Annotated in this window: 20 protein-coding genes; 11 read left to right on the plus strand and 9 right to left on the minus strand. The window is 64.1% G+C overall.

Going from position 1 to position 19,811, the window contains the following annotated elements:
* Window position 1: 1 nt before the first annotated feature.
* Window positions 2–1,192, minus strand: coding sequence for a multidrug effflux MFS transporter (locus EI545_RS17915; RefSeq protein WP_125326726.1), 1,191 nt, complete (start codon window positions 1,190–1,192; stop codon window positions 2–4).
* 313 nt (window positions 1,193–1,505) lie between these two features.
* Here EI545_RS17915 and EI545_RS17920 point away from each other — a divergent pair, with 313 nt between their 5' ends.
* Complete coding sequence (locus tag EI545_RS17920; RefSeq protein WP_125326727.1) at window positions 1,506–2,324, plus strand: sulfite exporter TauE/SafE family protein; 819 nt, start codon at window positions 1,506–1,508, stop codon at window positions 2,322–2,324.
* Between the two features lie 11 nt (window positions 2,325–2,335).
* Window positions 2,336–3,073, plus strand: coding sequence for a hypothetical protein (locus EI545_RS17925; protein WP_125326728.1), 738 nt, complete (start codon window positions 2,336–2,338; stop codon window positions 3,071–3,073).
* 141 nt (window positions 3,074–3,214) lie between these two features.
* On the opposite strand, the gene EI545_RS17930 is transcribed toward EI545_RS17925, so the two are convergent.
* From EI545_RS17930 to ccmI, 3 genes are read right to left on the minus strand one after another with little or no spacing between them, the layout of a single operon-like run.
* Window positions 3,215–3,445, minus strand: coding sequence for a DUF1289 domain-containing protein (locus EI545_RS17930; protein ID WP_125326729.1), 231 nt, complete (start codon window positions 3,443–3,445; stop codon window positions 3,215–3,217).
* Window positions 3,442–3,921, minus strand: coding sequence for a Holliday junction resolvase RuvX (gene ruvX, locus EI545_RS17935; RefSeq protein ID WP_425471652.1), 480 nt, complete (start codon window positions 3,919–3,921; stop codon window positions 3,442–3,444). The genes EI545_RS17930 and ruvX overlap by 4 nt, the downstream gene beginning before the upstream one ends.
* Window positions 3,922–3,932: 11 nt before the next feature.
* On the minus strand, window positions 3,933–5,201 hold the full coding sequence (gene ccmI, locus EI545_RS17940) for a c-type cytochrome biogenesis protein CcmI (RefSeq protein WP_125326731.1): 1,269 nt from the start codon (window positions 5,199–5,201) through the stop codon (window positions 3,933–3,935).
* A 172-nt stretch (window positions 5,202–5,373) separates the two neighbouring features.
* Here ccmI and EI545_RS17945 point away from each other — a divergent pair, with 172 nt between their 5' ends.
* The 7 genes from EI545_RS17945 (at window position 5,374) to EI545_RS17975 (ending at window position 12,267) form a co-directional block, all read left to right on the plus strand.
* Window positions 5,374–6,621, plus strand: a complete 1,248-nt coding sequence (locus tag EI545_RS17945; protein ID WP_125326732.1) for a sarcosine oxidase subunit beta family protein — start codon at window positions 5,374–5,376, stop codon at window positions 6,619–6,621.
* Between the two features lie 73 nt (window positions 6,622–6,694).
* Window positions 6,695–7,150: a hypothetical protein gene (locus EI545_RS17950; protein ID WP_125326733.1), complete on the plus strand. Its 456-nt coding sequence runs from the start codon at window positions 6,695–6,697 to the stop codon at window positions 7,148–7,150.
* A gap of 96 nt (window positions 7,151–7,246) precedes the next feature.
* Entirely contained in the window at window positions 7,247–7,582 is a 336-nt protein-coding gene (locus tag EI545_RS17955; RefSeq protein WP_125326734.1) for a sarcosine oxidase subunit delta, read from the plus strand.
* The gene (locus EI545_RS17960; RefSeq protein ID WP_125326735.1) at window positions 7,579–10,554 is read left to right on the plus strand and encodes a sarcosine oxidase subunit alpha family protein; all 2,976 of its coding nucleotides are present in this window, start codon (window positions 7,579–7,581) and stop codon (window positions 10,552–10,554) included. The genes EI545_RS17955 and EI545_RS17960 overlap by 4 nt, the downstream gene beginning before the upstream one ends.
* Window positions 10,547–11,077, plus strand: coding sequence for a sarcosine oxidase subunit gamma (locus EI545_RS17965; protein ID WP_125326736.1), 531 nt, complete (start codon window positions 10,547–10,549; stop codon window positions 11,075–11,077). Before EI545_RS17960 ends, EI545_RS17965 begins: the two co-directional genes overlap by 8 nt.
* A gap of 73 nt (window positions 11,078–11,150) precedes the next feature.
* The gene (locus tag EI545_RS17970; RefSeq protein WP_125326737.1) at window positions 11,151–11,570 is read left to right on the plus strand and encodes a hypothetical protein; all 420 of its coding nucleotides are present in this window, start codon (window positions 11,151–11,153) and stop codon (window positions 11,568–11,570) included.
* Window positions 11,571–11,664: 94 nt separating this feature from the next.
* Complete coding sequence (locus tag EI545_RS17975) at window positions 11,665–12,267, plus strand: superoxide dismutase (protein ID WP_125326738.1); 603 nt, start codon at window positions 11,665–11,667, stop codon at window positions 12,265–12,267.
* 76 nt (window positions 12,268–12,343) lie between these two features.
* Here the strand turns inward: EI545_RS17975 and EI545_RS17980 are convergent, their stop codons facing one another.
* The 4 genes from EI545_RS17980 to EI545_RS17995 form a co-directional block, all read right to left on the minus strand.
* Window positions 12,344–13,165, minus strand: a complete 822-nt coding sequence (locus EI545_RS17980) for a glycosyltransferase family 25 protein (RefSeq protein ID WP_125326739.1) — start codon at window positions 13,163–13,165, stop codon at window positions 12,344–12,346.
* A gap of 130 nt (window positions 13,166–13,295) precedes the next feature.
* Entirely contained in the window at window positions 13,296–14,189 is an 894-nt protein-coding gene (locus tag EI545_RS17985; RefSeq protein ID WP_125326740.1) for a glycosyltransferase family protein, read from the minus strand.
* A gap of 197 nt (window positions 14,190–14,386) precedes the next feature.
* A complete protein-coding gene (locus tag EI545_RS17990; RefSeq protein WP_125326741.1) occupies window positions 14,387–15,283 on the minus strand; it encodes a glycosyltransferase family protein in 897 nt (298 codons plus the stop codon).
* Window positions 15,284–15,297: 14 nt separating this feature from the next.
* The gene (locus tag EI545_RS17995; protein ID WP_125326742.1) at window positions 15,298–15,876 is read right to left on the minus strand and encodes an LOG family protein; all 579 of its coding nucleotides are present in this window, start codon (window positions 15,874–15,876) and stop codon (window positions 15,298–15,300) included.
* 103 nt (window positions 15,877–15,979) lie between these two features.
* On the opposite strand from EI545_RS17995, the gene EI545_RS18005 reads away from it, so the two are divergent.
* The gene (locus EI545_RS18005; RefSeq protein WP_164517338.1) at window positions 15,980–17,461 is read left to right on the plus strand and encodes a LysM peptidoglycan-binding domain-containing protein; all 1,482 of its coding nucleotides are present in this window, start codon (window positions 15,980–15,982) and stop codon (window positions 17,459–17,461) included.
* Here the strand turns inward: EI545_RS18005 and EI545_RS18010 are convergent.
* Complete coding sequence (locus EI545_RS18010) at window positions 17,416–17,811, minus strand: ArsR/SmtB family transcription factor (RefSeq protein WP_245990165.1); 396 nt, start codon at window positions 17,809–17,811, stop codon at window positions 17,416–17,418. The genes EI545_RS18005 and EI545_RS18010 overlap by 46 nt on opposite strands.
* A 93-nt stretch (window positions 17,812–17,904) precedes the next feature.
* Here EI545_RS18010 and EI545_RS18015 point away from each other — a divergent pair, with 93 nt between their 5' ends.
* Entirely contained in the window at window positions 17,905–19,737 is a 1,833-nt protein-coding gene (locus tag EI545_RS18015) for an ABCB family ABC transporter ATP-binding protein/permease (RefSeq protein WP_125326746.1), read from the plus strand.
* The last annotated feature ends 74 nt before the right edge of the window (window positions 19,738–19,811 follow it).

Below are 19,811 nucleotides of genomic sequence, written 5' to 3' on the forward strand. Positions count from 1 at the left end.
GTCAGGCCACCAGCGCCTGCCGCGCCGACACCAGCCGTGACAGGGCCAGCACCAACCCGCCGCAGACCGCAATTGCCCCCAGCATCGGGGTTGCCGATCCATCGAAGAATGGCCCGGCGGCGACGATCATCACGCCCCCCGCCAACATCTGCAGCGTGCCGCCCAGCGATGAGGCGAGGCCCGCAATCTCGCCATGCGCGTCCAGCGCCATCACCATGGTCGTGGGAATGATCAGCCCAAGGCAGGCATTGGCCAGAAACAGCCCGACGACACAGACGGGCAGGCTGACGCCCCCCGCCAGCGCCAAGGCAAACAGCGCCACAGTGAACCCGGCGAACCCGGCCGAGGCCACTGCCATCACCCGCGGCGCGCCATAGCGCAGACCCAAGGGCCCCGCCATCTGCGATGCCCCGAAAAACCCGATCGCATTGATCGCGAAGGCCAGCGAAAAGCCGGTTGGCGACAGGCCGAAGTCACCCGTGTAGACAAAGCTGGCCGAGGCGATGAAGACGAAAAAGCTCGCCATGCCGAAGCCGCCCAGAAAGGTCAGCCCCATGAAAAGCGGGTCGGTCAGCAGTTTCGCCGCCCCCCGCCGCATGGCCGACAGGTTGAAGGGTTGGCGGTCTGCGGGGGCCAGAGTTTCGGGTTGCGCCAGCGCAAGAATGGTCAGGCTTGCCACCGCGGCCAGCACCAGTACGCCAAAGATCGCCCGCCAGTCCCAGACCGCCATGATCCCCGACCCCGCCAGCGGAGCCAGCATGGGCGAGACCGAGATGACCATCATCACAGCCGCCATCAGCCGCGTGGCCGCGTGCCCGGTATACATGTCGCGGATGATCGCGCGCGGCACCACCATCAGCGCAGCGCCGCCAAGGCCTTGCACAAAGCGCCCCGCCAGCAACCATTCCACCGTCGGCGCGACAGTGCAGATCACCGAACCCACGATGAAGACCGCGATACCTGCATAAAGCGGCGACTTGCGCCCCGACCGGTCGGCCCACGGACCATAGATCAGCTGCGCCAGACCAAAGGCGATGAAATAGGCCACGATGCTGCCCTGCATGGCAGGAATCGACGTGCCAAGGTCTGCCGCGATACCAGGCATCGCGGGCAGGTACATGTCGATCGCGAAGGGTCCGATTGCGGACAAAAGCCCAAGAACAAGGGCCGGGCGCAGGATAGGGTCTGACATCTTGGGGCTCTTTGCTTTGGTAAACAGACTGAGGTTCCGGGACGCAAGCAATGATCCGGGGATCGTGCTCATACATGGACCCCGGCAGATTGACCAGCCCCGGACCCGGCGGTTGCTGCGCTCTGGCCTCCCAACACCTGCGGAAATGTCCAAACCGGAAATAGTCTGCCCGGCGGCTTGCCCCTCCGGAACTGCACTGTTCTTTCCTGCACTGCTCCTGTGCGCCCCGACGCCAGTGCCAAGTCTCGGACAAGCTCTGGAACATGCCGGTTCGCCGGGCTATGCCCGCCGGAAGACCGGAAAGGTGCGCGCCATGCCCGAACTTGCAACACTTCTGCCCATGCTGGCCGCCCTGCTTGCGATCGGTGCCTTCGCAGGCGTGGTCGGTGGCCTTCTGGGCGTCGGCGGCGGGATCGTGCTGGTTCCCGCATTCTTTTACGCATTCACCTACCTTGGCTATGACGGCCCACAACTGATGCAGGTCTGCGTTGCAACGGCCTTGGCCACCATCGTCATCACGTCGCTGCGGTCCGTCAGTGCCCACAATCGCAAAGGCGCGGTCGATTGGGCGGTGCTGAAGGCCTGGGGGCCATGGCTTGTCATAGCGGCGGCCATCGGGACTTTCGTTGCATCGCGGGTGTCTTCGCTAACGCTGCAGGCGGTCTTTGGCGCGCTGGCGGGGCTTGCCGGCCTGTGGATGGCCCTTGGCCGCGACAGCTGGAGGTTGGGGACCGCCATGCCCGGCCAGCCGGTGCGTGGCCTTCTGGCCGGGGCGGTCGGGTTCTTTTCGGCCATGATGGGCATCGGCGGCGGCACCTTTGGCGTGCCGCTCATGACGCTTTACGGCATGCCGATCCACCGCGCCGTCGCCACCGCCTCGGGGTTTGGAGTGTTGATCGCGGTGCCTGCAGTCATGGGGTTCCTGGTCCTGCCCATCGCCGAAGCGCCCCCCTTCACCGTGGGGGCAGTCAACCTGCCGGCCTTTCTCGTCGTCATCGGCACAACTCTTTTGACCACACCGCTGGGCGTTCGGCTGGCCCATGCGATGAACCCAAAGCCGCTGAAACGTGCCTTTGCGATCTTCCTGACGCTGGTCGCGCTCAACATGCTGCGCAAGGTTTTCGGATGGTAAGCAGCGGCGTAATGGACCGGGGATGGGCGCGGATCGATCCCGATCCGGCGATCCACGCCTGGGCCAAGGCGGCGCACGCGGCTGCGCTGGATGTCCTCGCCACCAGCCCTGACCCGTGGCGCTGCGGCGGCACCTGGTTTGTCGGCGTCGATGCGCTGCCAAATGCCCCCGACGGCAGCCTGAACGGGACCGCCTTCCCTTGGCAAGCGGTTCCGCTGCCGCAGCAATCCCTGCACAAGGCGCAGCTTTCGGTAATCCGCCCCGGATATCCCCAACCCTCGACCGAGGAATCCTCTGCCGCCTTCGCTTTCCGCCGCGACCATGATGCCGCCCACCTTGATGGCCTGCTGCCCATCGGCCCGGAAAAAGTTCGCATGGTGAAAGAGCCGCACGCCTGGATCCTCGGCCTGCCCCTGAACGACACCGAAGCCGCCCCGCTTACCGTTTGGGAAGGCAGCCACACCATCTTCCGTACAGCCCTGACCGAAGCCCTCGCCCCCCATCCGCCGCAGACCTGGGGCGACATCGACATCACCAGCGCCTACCAGACCGCCCGCCGCCAGATCTTTGCCACCTGCCGCAGGCTTACGCTCCCCGCCCGCCCGGGCGAGGCTACACTCCTGCACCGCCTGACCCTGCACGGCGTGGCACCTTGGCAGGACAGCGACATTGCCCCGCCCGAAGGCCGGATGATCGCCTATCTGCGGCCGCTTCTGCCCGACGTGGAAACCTGGCTCACCGCACCCTGAGTTGCTCTTTTCCAAATACTCTGGGGGTTTGGGGGTAAAACCCCCATCGCGAAGACAAGCGGCGCTCCGCCGCGCAGGCGACCCTCAAGGAATGCGCCTGCCAAGGCGCTCCATCAGAAAACCGCCAGAAATCTGTTGCTCTCAGCGCCCCAGCCGGGCCATACGCCCGCCGCGCCGCTTGGCCAGAAGTGGTGCCCGTGCCGGCAGTTCGGTCATCACGACCGCGCGCTCTTCGTGGCTCAGCCGGGACCACTGGCTGATCTCGTCGATGGTGCGCAGGCAGCCGACGCAGATCCGCGCCTCGGGGTGGACGACGCACAGCTTGACGCAAGGCGAGGCGATCTCGTCGCGCTTCCAGACATCGTCCTTCACTCGTCCCGCTCCCCGACCTGTTGCCGCGTCATATGCGCCATCCGGTCCAGCGCGCCTTGGAGGATATAGCCCGCCGCCACCTGATCGATCACCTCTTTCCGACGCTTGCGTGACGTATCCGCCTCCAGCAGTGCCCTTTCTGCCGCAACCGTCGACAAACGTTCGTCCCAGAACCCGATCGGCAGGGGCGTCAGCTTTTCCAGATTGCGCGCAAAGGCCTGCGTCGCCTGCACACGTGGGCCACTCGATCCGTCCATGTTCAACGGCAGCCCAAGGACAATTCCACAAGCCCCGCGCGCCTCCAGCAGCGCCAGCAGCCGTGCTGCATCCAGCGTGAACTTCTCGCGCCGGATCACCTCGATCGGGGTCGCGACCTGACGGCGCAGGTCCGACATCGCCACGCCTATGGTCTTGTCCCCAAGGTCAAGCCCCGCAATCGCCCGGTTCGCGGGCAGGGCGGCCAGAAAGGCGTCCATGTCAGTCAGGATCACGGGTTCAATCCGCTTTCCACCGCGGCCATCCGCAGGAAGGACAGCTCCGCCGGCCGGCCCTCGAACCGCAACATCGCCTCGTCATAAATCCTCTGCGCGTCGTCCAGCCGTTCCAGCACCGCGAGCGACCGGATCAGCCGCTCCCAATCCTCGACCGACCCGCCGTCGCTGGCCAGACGGTCCGACAGTTGCGCCACCATGCCCTCGATCATCGCCTGCCGGTCCTCGGGCGACATCTCTGCCGCCGCCGCCATATCGCCAGCCGAAGGTCCGGCAGCGCCCGGCAATTCATAGCGGATACCCGCCAGATCGGCGACCATCCCGATGCGTTCCCGGATCGATGCCACCCATGGCGCATTCGGATCGCCATCCTCGGCCAGCGGTCGCCAGAAGCGAAAGGCCTGGTCAAAGCGGCCACCCTGCAGGAACATCTCCCCCACCAGATAGCGCGCCACTTCGTTCGTCAGGTCCAGCGTCAGGGCCGCGCGCAATTCTGCCTCGGCCTCGGGCGAGACATAGCCCTGCGCCTCGGCCACCAGCGCCAGCGCACGGTTGGCATGGTCAGCGGCCGTGGCGTCGGCCCCCAGAACCGTCAGCAACCGCTCCGACGTGATGACAGCCGCGCCAATCTCGCCCGCGCCAAACCGCGACGCGAAGGCCGCGCGCAGCGCCGTGGCATCCGCTTCCCCGGCCAAACTCGAGCGGAGCGCCGCCAGCGCCGGATCGTCAGTCACGCCAAGCCGCGCCAGTTCTTCGGCCTGGCTGGGCCGCGCCGCAATCGCGGCATCAAGCCCTGCAAGCCGGGCCTGAAGCGGCAGGTCGGGGTAGCCCGGCGCGCCAAGGCGGTCATAGACAAACACGGACCCGGCCAGCACAATGACCGCCGTCAGTCCCAATGCCACCCATGGCATGCCGCCCGGTGCCACGTCATTTCGCGCCATGGCCGCGCCGCCGTCGGCCCGGTCAGCCTCCAGCAGGCGATATCCCACTTCGCCGCGCAGCCGTGTCGCCTCATCCGCGGTGATCGTGCCACGCGCCAGATCGCGGTCAATCTCGGCCAGCTGGTCCTTGTAGATCACGATGTCCGCCGCACCGCGCAGCCCGCGTGTCCCGCCGCGCCGCGCGGCAAGGACAAGGATCGCCAGCACCACTGCGGCCAGCACCACGGCCAGTGCCCAGAAGCCCGTGTTCGCCATGACTTGCCCGATCCCGCCACCCTGCATGCCCGTCACATAGTGGTTCTGCCTGCGCCAAGAAAGGGGCATTCGGCCGCATGGCCCGCCTCAGACCCACACCCTCGCCCCAGTCCGTGCGACACCTTGGCAAATGTCGCAAATTTCCCGATTGTGCCGCTCGCGGGTGCGGCTATATCCCGCAATCGTTCCACACCCACCCTGTCGGCAGACCCGGCACCGTTCAGCCCGTGATGAGGCCCCGATGAAGCGTTATTCGGTTTTCGCCATCGCCCGTGAGGCGCTGCGCCACCATATGGGCTGGGAACGCGCCTGGGCCTCGCCCGAACCGAAAGCGGCATATGACGCCATCATAGTCGGCGCCGGGGGGCATGGTCTGGCCACCGCCTATTACCTTGGCAAGAACCACGGGATCACCAACGTCGCGATCATCGAAAAGGGCTGGCTTGGCGGCGGCAACACCGGGCGCAACACCACGATCATTCGGTCGAACTACCTGCAGGACCCTTCCGCCGCGATCTACGAAAAGTCGCGCTCGCTCTATGAGACGCTGTCCCAGGACCTGAACTACAACGTCATGTTCAGCCCCCGGGGCGTGATGATGCTGGCACAAACGCATCACGAGGTGCGCGGCTACCTCCGCACCCAGCACGCCAACGCCCTGCAAGGCGTGGCGACGGAATTCATCTCGCCCGCCCGGGTCAAGGAACTTTGCCCGATCCTGAACATCGACGGCCCGCGCTACCCGGTCCTTGGTGCGCTGTGGCAGGCCCGCGGTGGCACCGGGCGGCACGATGCCGTGGCCTGGGGCTATGCCCGCGCCTGCAGCGACATGGGCATGCACATCATCCAGAACTGCGAAGTCAAAGGCGTGCGGTCGGAAGGTGGCAAGGTCACCGGCGTCGACACCACCAAGGGCTTCATCGGCTGCAAGAAGCTGGGGATGGTCGTCGCCGGCCACTCGGGCCAGCTGGCCGAGATGGCCGGCTTCCGCCTGCCGATCGAGGCTGTGGCCTTGCAGGCACTGGTCTCCGAACCGATCAAGCCCTGCATGGATGTGGTCGTGATGGCCAACACTGTCCACGGCTACATGTCGCAGTCCGACAAGGGCGAGATGGTGATTGGCGGCGGCACCGACGGCTTCAACAACTACACCCAGCGCGGGTCGTTCCACCATATCGAGGAGACGCTCCGCGCCCTCGTCGAAACCTTCCCGATGCTCTCCCGCCTGAAGATGCTGCGCCAATGGGGCGGGATCGTCGACATGACCGGCGACCGCTCCCCCCTGATCTCCAAGACGCCCCTTGGCAATTGCTTCATTAACTGCGGCTGGGGTACGGGCGGCTTCAAGGCGATCCCCGGCTCCGGCTGGGCGATGGCCGACCTGATAGCAAGGGGCGAACCCGGCCCCTTGGCCGAGGCGTTCAACATGTGGCGCTTCAAGGAAGGTCAGTTCATCGATGAGTCAGTGGCGGCCGGGGTAGCGCACTGATGGGCGGCTTTGGGAACCAGATGGCGAACGGGTGCGTTGCCTATGCAGAGTTTAATCTGCAGGAGACATCCAAATGTCAGATCAATACACCCCACCCGGTTCCGCTTCACCCGTATCCGGCGTTGCGCCGGGCGCCCCGCGGGACGAATACACCCGCACGAGCGTTCATGTCGAATCGCCTGCCGAACGGCGTCCAAGTTCAGGCGGTGGCTTCGGCACCGGCCTTCTCGTCGCCGCTGTCTTCGTCGTTGTGGCCCTTCTGGCCTATGCGATCTTTGCAGGACGTGATGGCGAGTCCGTCGTCCCGACTTCCTCGCCGGATGTCAGCATTGAAAACAACAACGCCCCGGCAGCAGACGCGCCCGCGCCCGCCCCGGATGCAGCCGCCCCGGCTGACACTGCCCCTGCGCCTGACGCAGCAGCACCAGACGCTGTTGTGCCCGACACTGGTACGGTTGATCCCGTCGCACCTGCGCCCGATGCCGCACCAGCGCCTGATGCAGCACCCGTGGCCCCTGCCAACCCCTAAGGCAGCGGTACCCCACACCTTTGACACTGCCTATGGCGGGCACCTCCGGGTGCCCGCCTTCGTTTTGCCCGCCTTCGTTTGTTCCGGAGACCGCACATGCTGATCCTTGAATGTCCCTGCTGCGGTATCATGGCCGACGAGACCGAACTTTCCCCCGGCTATGAGGCACACCTGAAACGCTTCGGCCCCGGAGCCTCGCCGGAGGAGTTCGAGGCCTACATGTTCGCCCGCAAGAACCCCAAGGGCGTGCATTTTGAACGCTGGCGCCACAGCTATGGCTGCGGCAAGTGGTTCCTTGCCGCCCGCTGCACCGCCACGCTGGAAGTCTTCGGCACCTACCCGGCACAGGTATCCGAACCGCCCCCCGACATCATCGCCAAGATCAAGGCCCGACGTCCTGACTGGCAACCCGACGGAAAGGGCATGAAATGAGCACCCGTCTTTCCAAGGGCGGCCGCCTGATCGACCGGAGTGCCGCAGTCGAATTCACCTTCAACGGCAAGCGCCTGCGCGGCTACCACGGCGATACCCTTGCCGCGGCCCTTCTGGCCAATGACCAGATGCTGGTCGGGCGCAGCTTCAAATATCACCGCCCTCGCGGCATCGTCGCCTCGGGCCCGGAAGAGCCGAACGCGCTGGTCAATCTTGGGTCCGGTGCCCGGCTGGAACCGAACCAGCGCACCACCACGACCGAACTGTTCGACGGGCTGGAGGCGACCAGCCAGAACCACTGGCCATCGCTCGAATTCGACGTGGGCGTGGTGAACAACTACGCCGCCCGTTTCCTGCCCGCCGGGTTTTACTACAAGACCTTCATCCACCCGCGCCCGTTCTGGAAGCATGTCTTCGAACCGATCATCCGCCGCTCGGCCGGTCTTGGCAAAGCGCCCACGGAGAGCGACGTTGACCGCTATGAACAGGCCTATGCCTTCTGCGACGTGCTGGTCATCGGGGGCGGTGTGGCGGGCCTTCTGGCCGTCAAAGCCGCAGCCGACGCGGGCCAGCGAGTGATCCTTCTGGAACAGACCCCGACGCTTGGCGGCCGCACCCCGGTTGACGAGGGTGAGGTGCAGGGCAAACCCGTTCAAGTCTGGCTTGACGCGGTCGAGGCTGACCTGCGCGCCCGCGACAATGTGACGATCCGCACCCGAACCTGCGGCTTTGGTGTCTATGACCACGGCTATGTACTGGCCGATGAACACCTGTCCGACCATACCCCCGGCGACGGCCGTCCGCGTCAGCGGCTGTGGCGCATCCGGGCCGGCCATATCATAGCTGCCACAGGTGCCATCGAACGCCCGCTGTCCTTTGCCGGGAACGACGTCCCGGGCGTCATGCTGGCCTCGGCGGTGCGCGACTATGTCACCAACTACGCCGTGTCGCCCGGTGACCGCACCGTCGTGGTAACCAACAACGACAGCGCCTATCTGACCGCGCTTGCGCTCAAGGCCGCGGGGCTGGACGTTCCCGCCATTCTTGACGCCCGCGAGACCGCCACTGGCGCCTTGCCCGAGGCGGCACGGGCCGCAGGCATCCGCGTGCTGACGGGTCGCGCCATCGCTTCGGTCAAAGGCGGCAAGCGTGTGACCGGCGTCACCATCTGCGCGCAGGCGGGCGAGGGGGCCGTGCTTGAGACGATCTCCTGCGAGGCCGTTGCCATGTCTGGCGGCTGGTCCCCCGTCGTGCATCTGTGGAGCCACTGTGGCGGCAAGCTTACCTGGGATGACACGATCTCGGCCTTCGTCCCCGATCCTGCACGCCCGCCCGTGAACCACGATGGCAGCGCCATGGTTTCGTGCGTCGGCGCTGCTGCGGGCCAGCTAGCGCTAATGTCGATTGCATCTGTCGGGAATGCCAAGACCAAAACAGCCAAGTCTGCGGCCAAGCCGGAGGACAGCGTCGTCATCCCGCCGGTCTGGGTCATGCCGCAGGGGGCACCGATCAGCCTGCGCTCCAAGATGTGGCTGGACTACCAGAACGACGTCAAGGTCTCCGACGTCCAGCTTGCCGCGCGTGAGGGCTATCAATCGGTCGAACATACCAAACGCTATACCACGCTTGGCATGGCGACGGATCAGGGTAAACTCAGCAATATCAACGGACTCGCCGTGCTTGCTGATGCGTTGGGTCAAGAGATTCCCCAAGTGGGAACCACCACTTTCCGTCCGCCCTACACGCCCGTCACCCTCGGCACGCTGGCGGGTGAGGCGCGGGGTGACATTTTCCAGCCGCTCCGCCGGACACCGATGCATGAAGCGCACGAACGGTCAGGTGCCTATTTCGAACCCGTCGGCCTTTGGCGCCGCCCCTACTGCTTCCCCCGGGCAGGGGAGACCCACGAACAGGCCGTCCACCGTGAGGTTCTGAACACAAGGTCAAACCTTGGCCTGCTTGACGCCTCAACCCTTGGCAAGATCATCGTCAAGGGCCCGGACGCCGGACGCTTCCTCGACATGCTTTATACCGGCGTGATGAGCACGCTTCCGGTTGGCAAATGCCGCTATGGCCTGATGTGCAACGAACAGGGCTTCCTATCCGATGACGGCGTGGTCGCAAGGATCGACGAAGACACCTGGCTGTGCCACACCACATCAGGCGGCGCTGACCGGATCCACGCGTGGATGGAAGACTGGCTTCAGTGCGAATGGTGGGATTGGCAGGTCTACACGGCCAATGTCACCGAACAATATGCCCAGGTCGCCGTCGTCGGCCCCAACGCCAGAAAGCTGCTGCAAGCCCTTGGCGGCATGGATGTATCCAGGGAAGCGCTCCCTTTCATGCAGTGGAAGGACGGCACTCTGGGCGGCTTCCCGGTGCGGGTCTACCGGATCAGCTTCTCGGGTGAGCTTTCCTACGAAATCGCCATCCCCGCCAGCCATGGCGCCGCCTTCTGGGCCGCCTGCATGGCGGCGGGGCAGTCCCTTGGCGCAATGCCCTACGGGACCGAAGCGCTGCATGTGATGCGGGCTGAAAAGGGCTTCATCATGATCGGGGACGAAACGGATGGCACCGTCATTCCGCAAGACCTTGGCCTTGACTGGGCAATCTCGAAAAAGAAGGCGGATTTCCTGGGCAAGCGCGGTCAGGAACGCAGCTTCCTTGCCAGCCCGGACCGCTGGAAACTTGTGGGCTTCGAAACGCTTGACGGGTCGGTCATTCCCGATGGAGCCTATGTGATTGCCGACGGGGTCAACGCGAACGGCCAGCGCAACACCCAAGGGCGGGTCACCTCGACCTACCACTCGCCCACCTTGAACCGCGGCATCGCGATGGGCCTCTTGAAACACGGCCCCGACCGGATGGGCGAGGTGGTGGAGTTCAACACCGTCGCAGGCGGCACGGTGAAGGCGCGGGTGCGCGACACGGTTTTCTACGACAAGGATGGGGAAAAGCAGAATGTCTGATCCAGTATCCGCCCTTGGCGGCGCGCATTTTGCAGGCGCTGCGACCGTCCGCGAAATCGGCCCGCTGGGCATGATCACCTTGCGGGGCAAGGGCTTGAAGGGGCTCGACAAGGCGGTGAAAGCGGCCGTTGGCACCAAGGTTCCGGCGCAGCGCCGGATCGAGGTTGCCGGTGCCAACGCCTGCGCCTGGATGAGCCCGGACGAATATCTGCTGATCCTGCCCTACGACAAGGTCGCCAAGGCGATGGAAGACATTGGCAAGGGGTTGGCTGAACAGCACCATCTGTGCGTTGATGTGTCTGACGCCCGTGCGGTATTCAGGATCGAAGGACCCGAAGCTGTCGAGGTTCTCCGCAAGCTTGTCCCGGTCGACCTTGACCGGCTGGATGCGGGCGAGATGCGCCGGTCGCGCGCAGCGCAGGTGGCCTGCGCCCTTTGGCGCGACGATGCCGGATTCACGCTGGTCGCGTTCAGATCCGTCGCGCGGTATGTCTTTGATCTCCTTGCAAATGCCGCCCGCTAAAGGGCACGCGCTGCCTTGACATGGATGGTGGTCCTGTCACCATCCCGCGCATGGCTCTGAACAAAAGGTAATCATGCGTATTGCAGCAGCACTGGGCCTTGCGGCCTTGACGGTCTTTGGCACGGTCTCTGGGGTGTCGGCAAAGGTAACCCAGTATGAGTGTCGCTTTGAGGAAAGCCGCGCGCGGGGTGGTGGCTGGGTGCCCTCGGTCGTCTATCTCATCTCGAATGAGGAAACCGGTGAATTGCTGGTCTACGATCCGCTGATCGAGCATTTCTACGGCAAGCCGATCGCCGCAGAACTGACCAGCGAAACCAGGGTACGCAAAACATTCTCCTGGGATATCACTGCCCGCAACAACGGGCAGGCGCCGCGCTTCTTTTACACCCTGTCCTACTTCACCAATGGAAAGCCCGCCAAGCTGCGCGCGCATCCGGGCGGTTATGACAACACCTTCAGCGGTGAGGGTCGCTGCACGGTGTCGGCCAAGTGAATTACCGCCGACACTGACGCGCCTGCCCTTGACCCATGGCGCCCCCGGCCCCTATCTGCTGTATATCCCCAAACATCCCCGAAAGGATAAGCCAATGGCCTTCACCCTTCCCGATCTTCCCTATGCACATGATGCCCTGGCCGCCCTCGGCATGTCGAAGGAGACGCTGGAGTATCACCACGACCTGCACCACAAGGCCTATGTGGATAACGGGAACAAGCTGATTGCCGGCACCGAGTGGGAAACCAAATCGCTCGATGACATCGTGCGCGGCACCTATCAGGCCGGGGCCGTCGCCCAGAACGGCATCTTCAACAACGCCAGCCAGCACTGGAACCACAACCTGTTTTGGGAAGTGATGGGTCCGGGTGAGGCGAAGAAGATGCCCGGCGCGCTGGAAAAGGCGCTGGTTGACGCGTTTGGGTCGGTCCAGAAGTTCAAGGACGACTTCGCCGCCGCAGGGGCCGGGCAATTCGGCTCGGGCTGGGCCTGGCTGGTCAAGGACAAGGACGGCAGCCTCAAGGTCACCAAGACCGAAAACGGCGTGAACCCGCTGTGCTTTGGCCAGACGGCCCTTCTGGGCTGCGACGTGTGGGAGCACAGCTACTACATCGACTTCCGCAACAAGCGCCCGGCCTATCTTGCCAACTTCCTTGAAAAGCTGGTGAACTGGGAAGCTGTGGCGGCCAAGCTGTAAGCTCACTTCGCCAAGACCATTCAGACCCGCCAGATGTCATTCTGGCGGGTCAATCCATACTGCGCTTTCCTAGTATTCAGTCCGGGTCCTCGGCAGCGGAACCCTCTCCTGCGCCCAGATTGGGCCAAGCCTGCACCACCTCCCACTCCAACGCCCCGTTGGCCGGATTGCGGCGCGCGCAGACGTCGATCCGGAACAGCCTGCCTTCGCTGATCCGCCGTTCCCCTTCATAGGACACCGGCAAAGGCGTGTGGGTTATCAGCCGTCGCTCTTCGTTGCGCTTCGGGCCGGGCTGCAGCGCCATGTCCTCGGCAAAAAGCGGCAAGCGCGGGGCGTAAACGCGCAAGTCTGGCATGGCGAAAGCATAGCGGATGTCGATGGCCGTTTCGCGGTTGTACGCTTTGCGAAGCTCCTCGCGGTAGCGCAGCCGTCCTCTTTCGGACAGGATCAGGACGGCGATTGCCGAAATCATCGAAGACAGACGCAGATAATCCTCGTTGTAAGCTTCCGCCAAGGCCAGCCCGCCATAGGCCCGGTGCCGATAAAGCTTTGTGTACTCTGGTCGGTCAGGCAGGCAGCCATGATCGCTTTTGGCAAGATAGATGATATCTGCATCGGCTGGTGGGGCTGGCAGGATAACGTCTGGCTGCATCAGCAAAAGGTCATCTTCGCAGATCAGGAAAGGGGCTGCTGGAAAGGCGTCATGCGCCTTGATCATCGCTGCTGCGACATTGCGCTTCTTGCCATGTTTGGAAACGCCATCCACGAATTGGTGTTGGATGCCGAGGCCCGTGAACAGTGCAGTCATATGCTCGCGCCGCAAAGTCTGGCTGGGCAAGTTGACGATAGCCGCTGGAATGTCACGCAGATCAAGACGGGCATGCGAGGGACTATTCATCACCACTCCTCAGGAGGTTGTCGTCGCGGGGGCAAGGCTCAGGTCGTCGTTGGCGGCCTGCATCCAGTTTTGCCAAGTTGCAGTCAATTCAGAACAATCTGCCCAAATGGGGCCTTGAACGATTACACGATTAAATCAGATCGCGGAACCTTTCGGGAATTTCATAGGTTCGCTGACGATTATGGATTTTGCCCATCTGCCAAAACCCCGATGCTTCGTCCTTTCGCCAACCGGTCGTCATCCGTCTGCGCTGCCAGCCAAACTGAAAGTCGCTCTCGGCCGGTGCGCCTTTTTCCTGCAAGGACAGCAGAAAACCCTCAATCTCGCCCGCGGATTTGGTCCATCCTATACCGGCAACAACGGGGTTTTCAGGTCGTGTCGCCTGCATGATCGTGTGGCGTGCTGTCTGACGCGCCAGCAACATGTCTCGATCGACAAACCGCAAGTGGAACAGAAAAAGCACCGGATCAAGGTCAAGCAGGGGATGGTCTGACCTGTGGCCACCAAGATTCCAGCGGACCGGCACTGCCGTTATGCAGGGCTTGGCATAGGCGACGTTAAGTCTCACATGCGGGCGCTGTCGCAAGATCGGTTGGGTGGGGTCAAGCGGGTCGGGGCAGATGTCGTAGCGGTGCACCACCTCGACCGCGAAGGGGGTGATCACCCCCACGTCCCGCGCGCGGGCCAAGGCGTCCAGCAGGCTTATCCCGCTGGCCGGGTCGGGCACGATGATCTCGTCCACATCGTTCAGCACCACCACGTCGAACCGGCCCAGCAGTGCGGCGTTGAAATCGGCCAGCATTTTCCAGCGCCGCATGTCCCAACCCGGGCCGGGCGTGCTGCGGGGCAGGGTGACGATCTGACAGCCCGCAGTAAAGTCGGGCGGGGTCTGGTCAAACCCGTCCAGCAGGATGAACAGGTGCTGGCGTGGCACATGGCGGGCGTAATGCTCAACCCACAGCCGCAGGAAGAAATTGTCGTCACGGACCATCGTGACGAAAGCGATGCTGGGGGTGGCGGCCATACCTTGTCTTCAGTTCAGGTTGATACGACAGAGACCCGTGCAGGCCTTGTGCGACATTTGCCGAGGCTATCGCTTCGCAACCGTTGCCGACCCGGGGCTGACTTGCAAGGTCCCTCCTTGGCAACGGAAGGAAATGTCGCTTTCGCCAATTGCCGGACTGGTGCGGGGAACTGGTTCACGGGCCTTGCGGACTTGCTTCAAATCAGATCGCGAAACCGTTCGGGGACGATGTACGTCCGGCTACGGTTGTTGACCTTGCCTTGATGCCACATCCCCGTAGCATGCGCCCGTCGCCAGCCCGAGGTCATCCGGCGGCGTTGCCATCCAAATTGAAAGTCACTTTCGGCCGGGTGACCGTAGGTTTGCAGGGAAAGCAGAAATTCTGAAATCTCGTCCACTGTGTCTGACCAGCCCGGCCCGGCGACGATTGCCCCATCCGGGTTGCCAGTCTGCATGATAGCCTGGCGCGTCGCCTGACGTGCCAGCAGCATGCCCCGGTCAACGAAGCGAAGGTGAAAAAGATACAGCGCAGGGTCTAGTTCCAGCGTCGGATGGTCCGACTGGTGTCCGCCCAGCGACCAGCGCACCGGCAAAGATGTAATACAGGGCTTTGAATAGGATGAGTGTATCCGCACATGCGGGCGCTGTCGCAAGATCGGCTGGGTGGGATCAAGCGGGTCGGGGCAGATGTCGTAGCGGTGCACCACCTCAACCGCGAAGGGGGTGATCACCCCCACCTCCCGCGCGCGGGCCAAGGCCTCCAGCAGGCTGATCCCGCTGGCTGGGTCGGGCACGATGATCTCGTCCACATCGTTCAGCACCACCACGTCGAACCGGCCCAGCAGCGTGGCGTTGAAATCGGCCAGCATTTTCCAGCGGCGCATGTCCCAACCCGGGCCGGGCGTGCTGCGGGGCAGGGTGATGATCTGGCAACCGGCGGCAAAGTCAGGCGGGGTCTGGTCAAACCCGTCCAGCAGGATGAACAGGTGCTGGCGTGGCACATGGCGGGCGTAATGCTCTACCCACAGCCGCAGGAAGAAATGGTCGTCACGGACCATCGTGACGAAGGCGATGTTCGCCGGGGCGGAGGACATCAGGCGCGGGTCCTTCAGATCGCGGCGGCTTTGGCCGTCTGCCAGCCATCGGCTGCAAGCAATGCCGTCTCCAGCGCGGCCACGTCCGGGACGGTTGCAAACAGGCCCAGCAGCGAGGGGGCCGCGAAACCCTCGGCAATGACGTGGTTGATCAGCGACAACAGGGGCTGCCAGTAGCCGTCCACGTCCAGCAGGAAGATCGGCTTGCCATGCAGCCCGATCTGCGCCCAGGTCAGCACCTCGAAGAACTCATCCAAAGACCCCGCACCCCCCGGCAGCACGACCACGGCGTCCGAGTTCATGAACATGACCTTCTTCCGCTCATGCATGTCCTCGGTGATGATCAGGGTGGACAGGTCGCGCTTGCCCTTCTCTCGGGCCAGAAGATGCGTGGGGATCACGCCAAGACTTGGCGCCCCTGCGGCAATGGCGGCGCGCGCCACCTCGCCCATCAGGCCCACATCTCCGGCACCATAGACCAGCCGCCAGCCGTTGCGGGCCATCGCCGCCCCAAGCTCCTGTGCGGCCGCCACATAGGCCGGACGCAGGCCTGATCGCGAGCCACAGAAGACGCAGACGGAGGCATAGGTCATGAAGACATCCCGAAAACGATTGCTTTAGGGCCAGATATAAAGATTCCTGACAACAAGGAAAGTCGCGCGGGACAAAGTGGCGCGACCAAGGGGGAAGACACGGATGTCGGCATGGAGCGCCTTGGGCACTGGAACGAAGGCTGCGATTATTGGGGCCGGCGGCGCGCTTGCCATCGGGGCCGGGTATCTGATCTGGCAGTCGTCACAACCGGCCGAAGCCCCGATGGCGGCCTCAGACGCCGCGGATGCCGTGGTTTCGGAACCGGCCGCAGTCGCCTCCACCCCGGAAACACCTCTGGCCCAGCCCGAAACTGCCGCTGAAACCGCCCCAGAGACTGCCGCTGAACCTGCCCCCGAAGCCGCGCCTGAAGCCGGGTCTGACGCCGCCGAGGAAGCCGCCGAGGAAACCGCCGAAGACACTGGCCCGGATGCCGCCGAAGCCGCCTCCGACCTGCCAAAGATCGATGCATGGCGCGTGTCGTCGGATGGTGAGGGGCTGGTGGCCGGGCTTGCCCAACCCGGCGCGCGGGTCGAAATCCTGGTCGATGGCGCCGTCGTCGCCAGCGGCGAGGCCGGGGCCTCAGGAGAATTTGCCCTTCTGTTCACACTGGCCCCAAACACCGACCCAAGCCTGATGGAACTGTCGATGACCTCCGCCGCCGGGGAAACCCTTGTTGCCTCTGACACTGTGGCCCTTGGTCCCATAGCCGGCCCGGTGGTCGCCGCAGCAGAGCCAGAGGCAGAGGAAACAGCCACCGCAGAGCCCGCAGCGCCGCAAGGAACCATTGCCCCTGATGCTCCGGCAGCATTGCTTCTGACGGATGACGGCGCGGTTGTGCTTCAGGATCCGGCGGCGTCCGACCCTGTGCTGATGTCGAATGTGATGATCGACACCATCGCCTATTCGCCCGAAGGGGCGGTTCAGGTCGGCGGGCGCGGAGGGCCGGGGACGACCTTGCGGCTTTATGTCGACAATGCCGAAAAGGCGACACTTCTGGTTCCTGAAGATGGCCGCTGGCTGGTGGAACTGGGCGATACTGTGCCGGGGATCTACACCTTGCGCGTGGACCAGCTAGATGCGGACGGCAAGGTCATCTCGCGGTTCGAGACACCGTTCAAACGCGAAACGCTTGAGGCGCTGGCGGCAGTGGCCGGGGCTGCGGCAGGGCCCGACACGGGCTCTGCGCCGGTCACAGACGCCGCGCCGGATGCCACAGCGGACTCTTCCCCGGACACGGCGGCTGCGCCTGCGGCAGTCGCAGATGCCACCCCGACGGAAAGCCCGGCAGAGCCCGCCGAAATGGCCGATGCCACGGCCGTTGACGCGAGTACCGCTGACCCGCAAGCCCCCAAGGCCGAACCCGTGCTCGATACGGCGGGTGAGACTGTTCCCGCGACAGCACCGGTCACTGTGACTGTCCAGCCCGGCTTTACCCTGTGGGGGATCGCACAGGAACGCTATGGCGATGGGGTGCTCTATGTGCAGGTGTTCGAGGCGAACCGGGAAAAGATCAAGGACCCGAACCTGATCTACCCCGGTCAGGTGTTCTCTGTGCCCGTTGCCGGGACATCCACCGCCCCGTGATGGCAGGCCCGCGTGGCGCTGCCATGCGCGCAGGCGGCAAGCACCTCGGGGTGGTCGTGGCAGCAGTCGTTCAAGAGATAGGAAATCGTCCGCCCGATCCCGGTGGCATCCACCGAATAGATCACATTGCGCGCCAGCTTGCGTGACCGCAGCAGGCCCGCCTGCTCCATCGCGGCAAGGTGGAACGACAGGCGCGGCGCGGTAAGACCAAGGGCTTGCGCAATCTGTCCGGCAGGCATACCAGCATCCCCCGCAGGCATCAGCATGCGGATCAGGTCAAGCCGGGTTTCATTTGCCAAGGCTGAAAGCGCCGAAAGGGCTTGCGTCCGATCCACTTTACTTCGCTCCATCCTTCAACTATTCAAGAAGTGTTGAAGTAAACTAACCGAACCCAGGCCTTTTCGCAACGCCCGTCCTGCTGGGGGCTTCTCCAGGAAAACACAATGCGCCGATCCACTGCCACCTCTGCCGATATGCCCGCCAATCCTGCGTCCGGAATGTCCACCCTGCGCCGCGTGGCGCCCTACCTTTGGCCCGAAGGCCAACCTTGGGTGAAGCGGCGCGTCGTGCTGGCGCTGGTGTTCCTGCTGGCGGCCAAGCTGGTGTCGGTCACGACGCCCTGGATCTACAAGCTGGCGGTGGATCATCTGTCCGGGGTTGCCCCCGACACCGGCATGATCCTTGGCCTTGGCGCTGCGGGGCTGGTGGTCGCCTACGGGCTGGCACGTCTGGGCGCCGTGGTCTTTGGCGAATTGCGGGATGCGGTCTTTGTCCGCGTCGGCCAGCGCGCCATCCGCCGCCTGGCGATCGAGACCTTCGCGCATATCCACCGCCTGTCCCTGCGCTATCACATCACCCGCAAGACCGGCGGCCTAAGCCGGATCATCGAGCGCGGGGTCAAGGGTGTAGACTTCCTGCTGCGCTTCCTGCTGTTTTCCATCGGGCCGCTGATCCTTGAACTGACCATGGTGTCGGTGATCTTCGCCGTGGTCTTCGGCTGGGAATACGCCGCCGTCGTCATCGTCACCATCACCCTCTATGTCACCTTCACCTTCAAGGTCACCGAGTGGCGGGTGAAGCTTCGGCGCGAGATGAACGATCAGGACACCGACGCCAACCAGAAGGCCATCGACAGCCTCTTGAACTTCGAAACCGTCAAGTATTTCAACGCCGAGACGCGTGAGGCTGACCGCTATGACGGTGCCATGCGGCAGTATGAAACGGCGGCGGTGAAAACTGGCCTGTCGCTGTCCTTCCTGAACGTGGGTCAGGCCTTCCTCATCACGACGGGTCTGGTGATCGTCATGGTGATGAGCGCGCTTGGCGTGCAGGCGGGCACTCTGACGGTGGGCGATTTTGTCATGGTCAACGCCTACATGATCCAGATCACCATGCCGCTGAACTTCCTTGGCACGGTCTACCGCGAAATCCGGCAGGCGCTGGTCGACATGGGCGAAATGTTCGGCCTTCTGGGCCAGCCAGCCGAGGTGACCGATGCCCCCGGCGCCCCCGATCTGCGGGTGACGGGCGGCGAGATCGTCTTTGACAACGTCCACTTCAGCTATGAACCCGAACGGGAAATCCTGAAGGGCATCAGCTTTCGCGTGGGCCCGGGCCAAAAGGTGGCGCTTGTCGGCACCTCGGGGTCGGGCAAATCCACCATCGGGCGGCTTCTCTTCCGGTTCTACGACATCCAGAGCGGGGCCATCCTCGTTGACGGGCAGGACATCCGGCAGGTCACCCAAAGCTCGCTGCATCAGGCGATTGGCGTCGTGCCGCAGGACACGGTCCTGTTCAACGACACGATCCTTTACAACATCGCCTATGGCCGGGCCGACGCCACCCGGGCCGAGATCGAGACAGCCGCGAAGGCCGCCAAAATTCATGATTTCGTGTTGGGCTTGCCGCAGGGCTATGACACCACGGTCGGCGAACGCGGGCTGAAGCTTTCGGGCGGCGAAAAGCAACGGGTGGGCATTGCCCGCACCCTGCTGAAGAACCCGCCGCTGCTGATCCTTGACGAGGCGACAAGCGCGCTGGACACCCAGACCGAACGGTCGATCCAGGATTCCCTGCGCGACATGGGGCAGGGGCGCAGCGTCATCACGATTGCCCACCGGCTTTCCACCATTGCCGATGCCGACCTGATCATCGTGCTGGAAGCGGGCCGGATCGTCGAACAGGGCCGCCATGAAGAGCTGCTGGCCCGCAATGGCCGCTATGCCGCCATGTGGGAACGCCAGTCGGCCGAGGAAGAGACCGAAGCCGCCGCTTGACCCCAAACTCGCGTGAAGCTGCCCAGATGACAGGCTTTTTCCTTTGACCACCCGGTCAGGCTTGGCCAGACTGC

This window comes from Tabrizicola piscis (assembly GCF_003940805.1).
GTDB classification, from domain to species: Bacteria; Pseudomonadota; Alphaproteobacteria; order Rhodobacterales; family Rhodobacteraceae; genus Tabrizicola; species Tabrizicola piscis.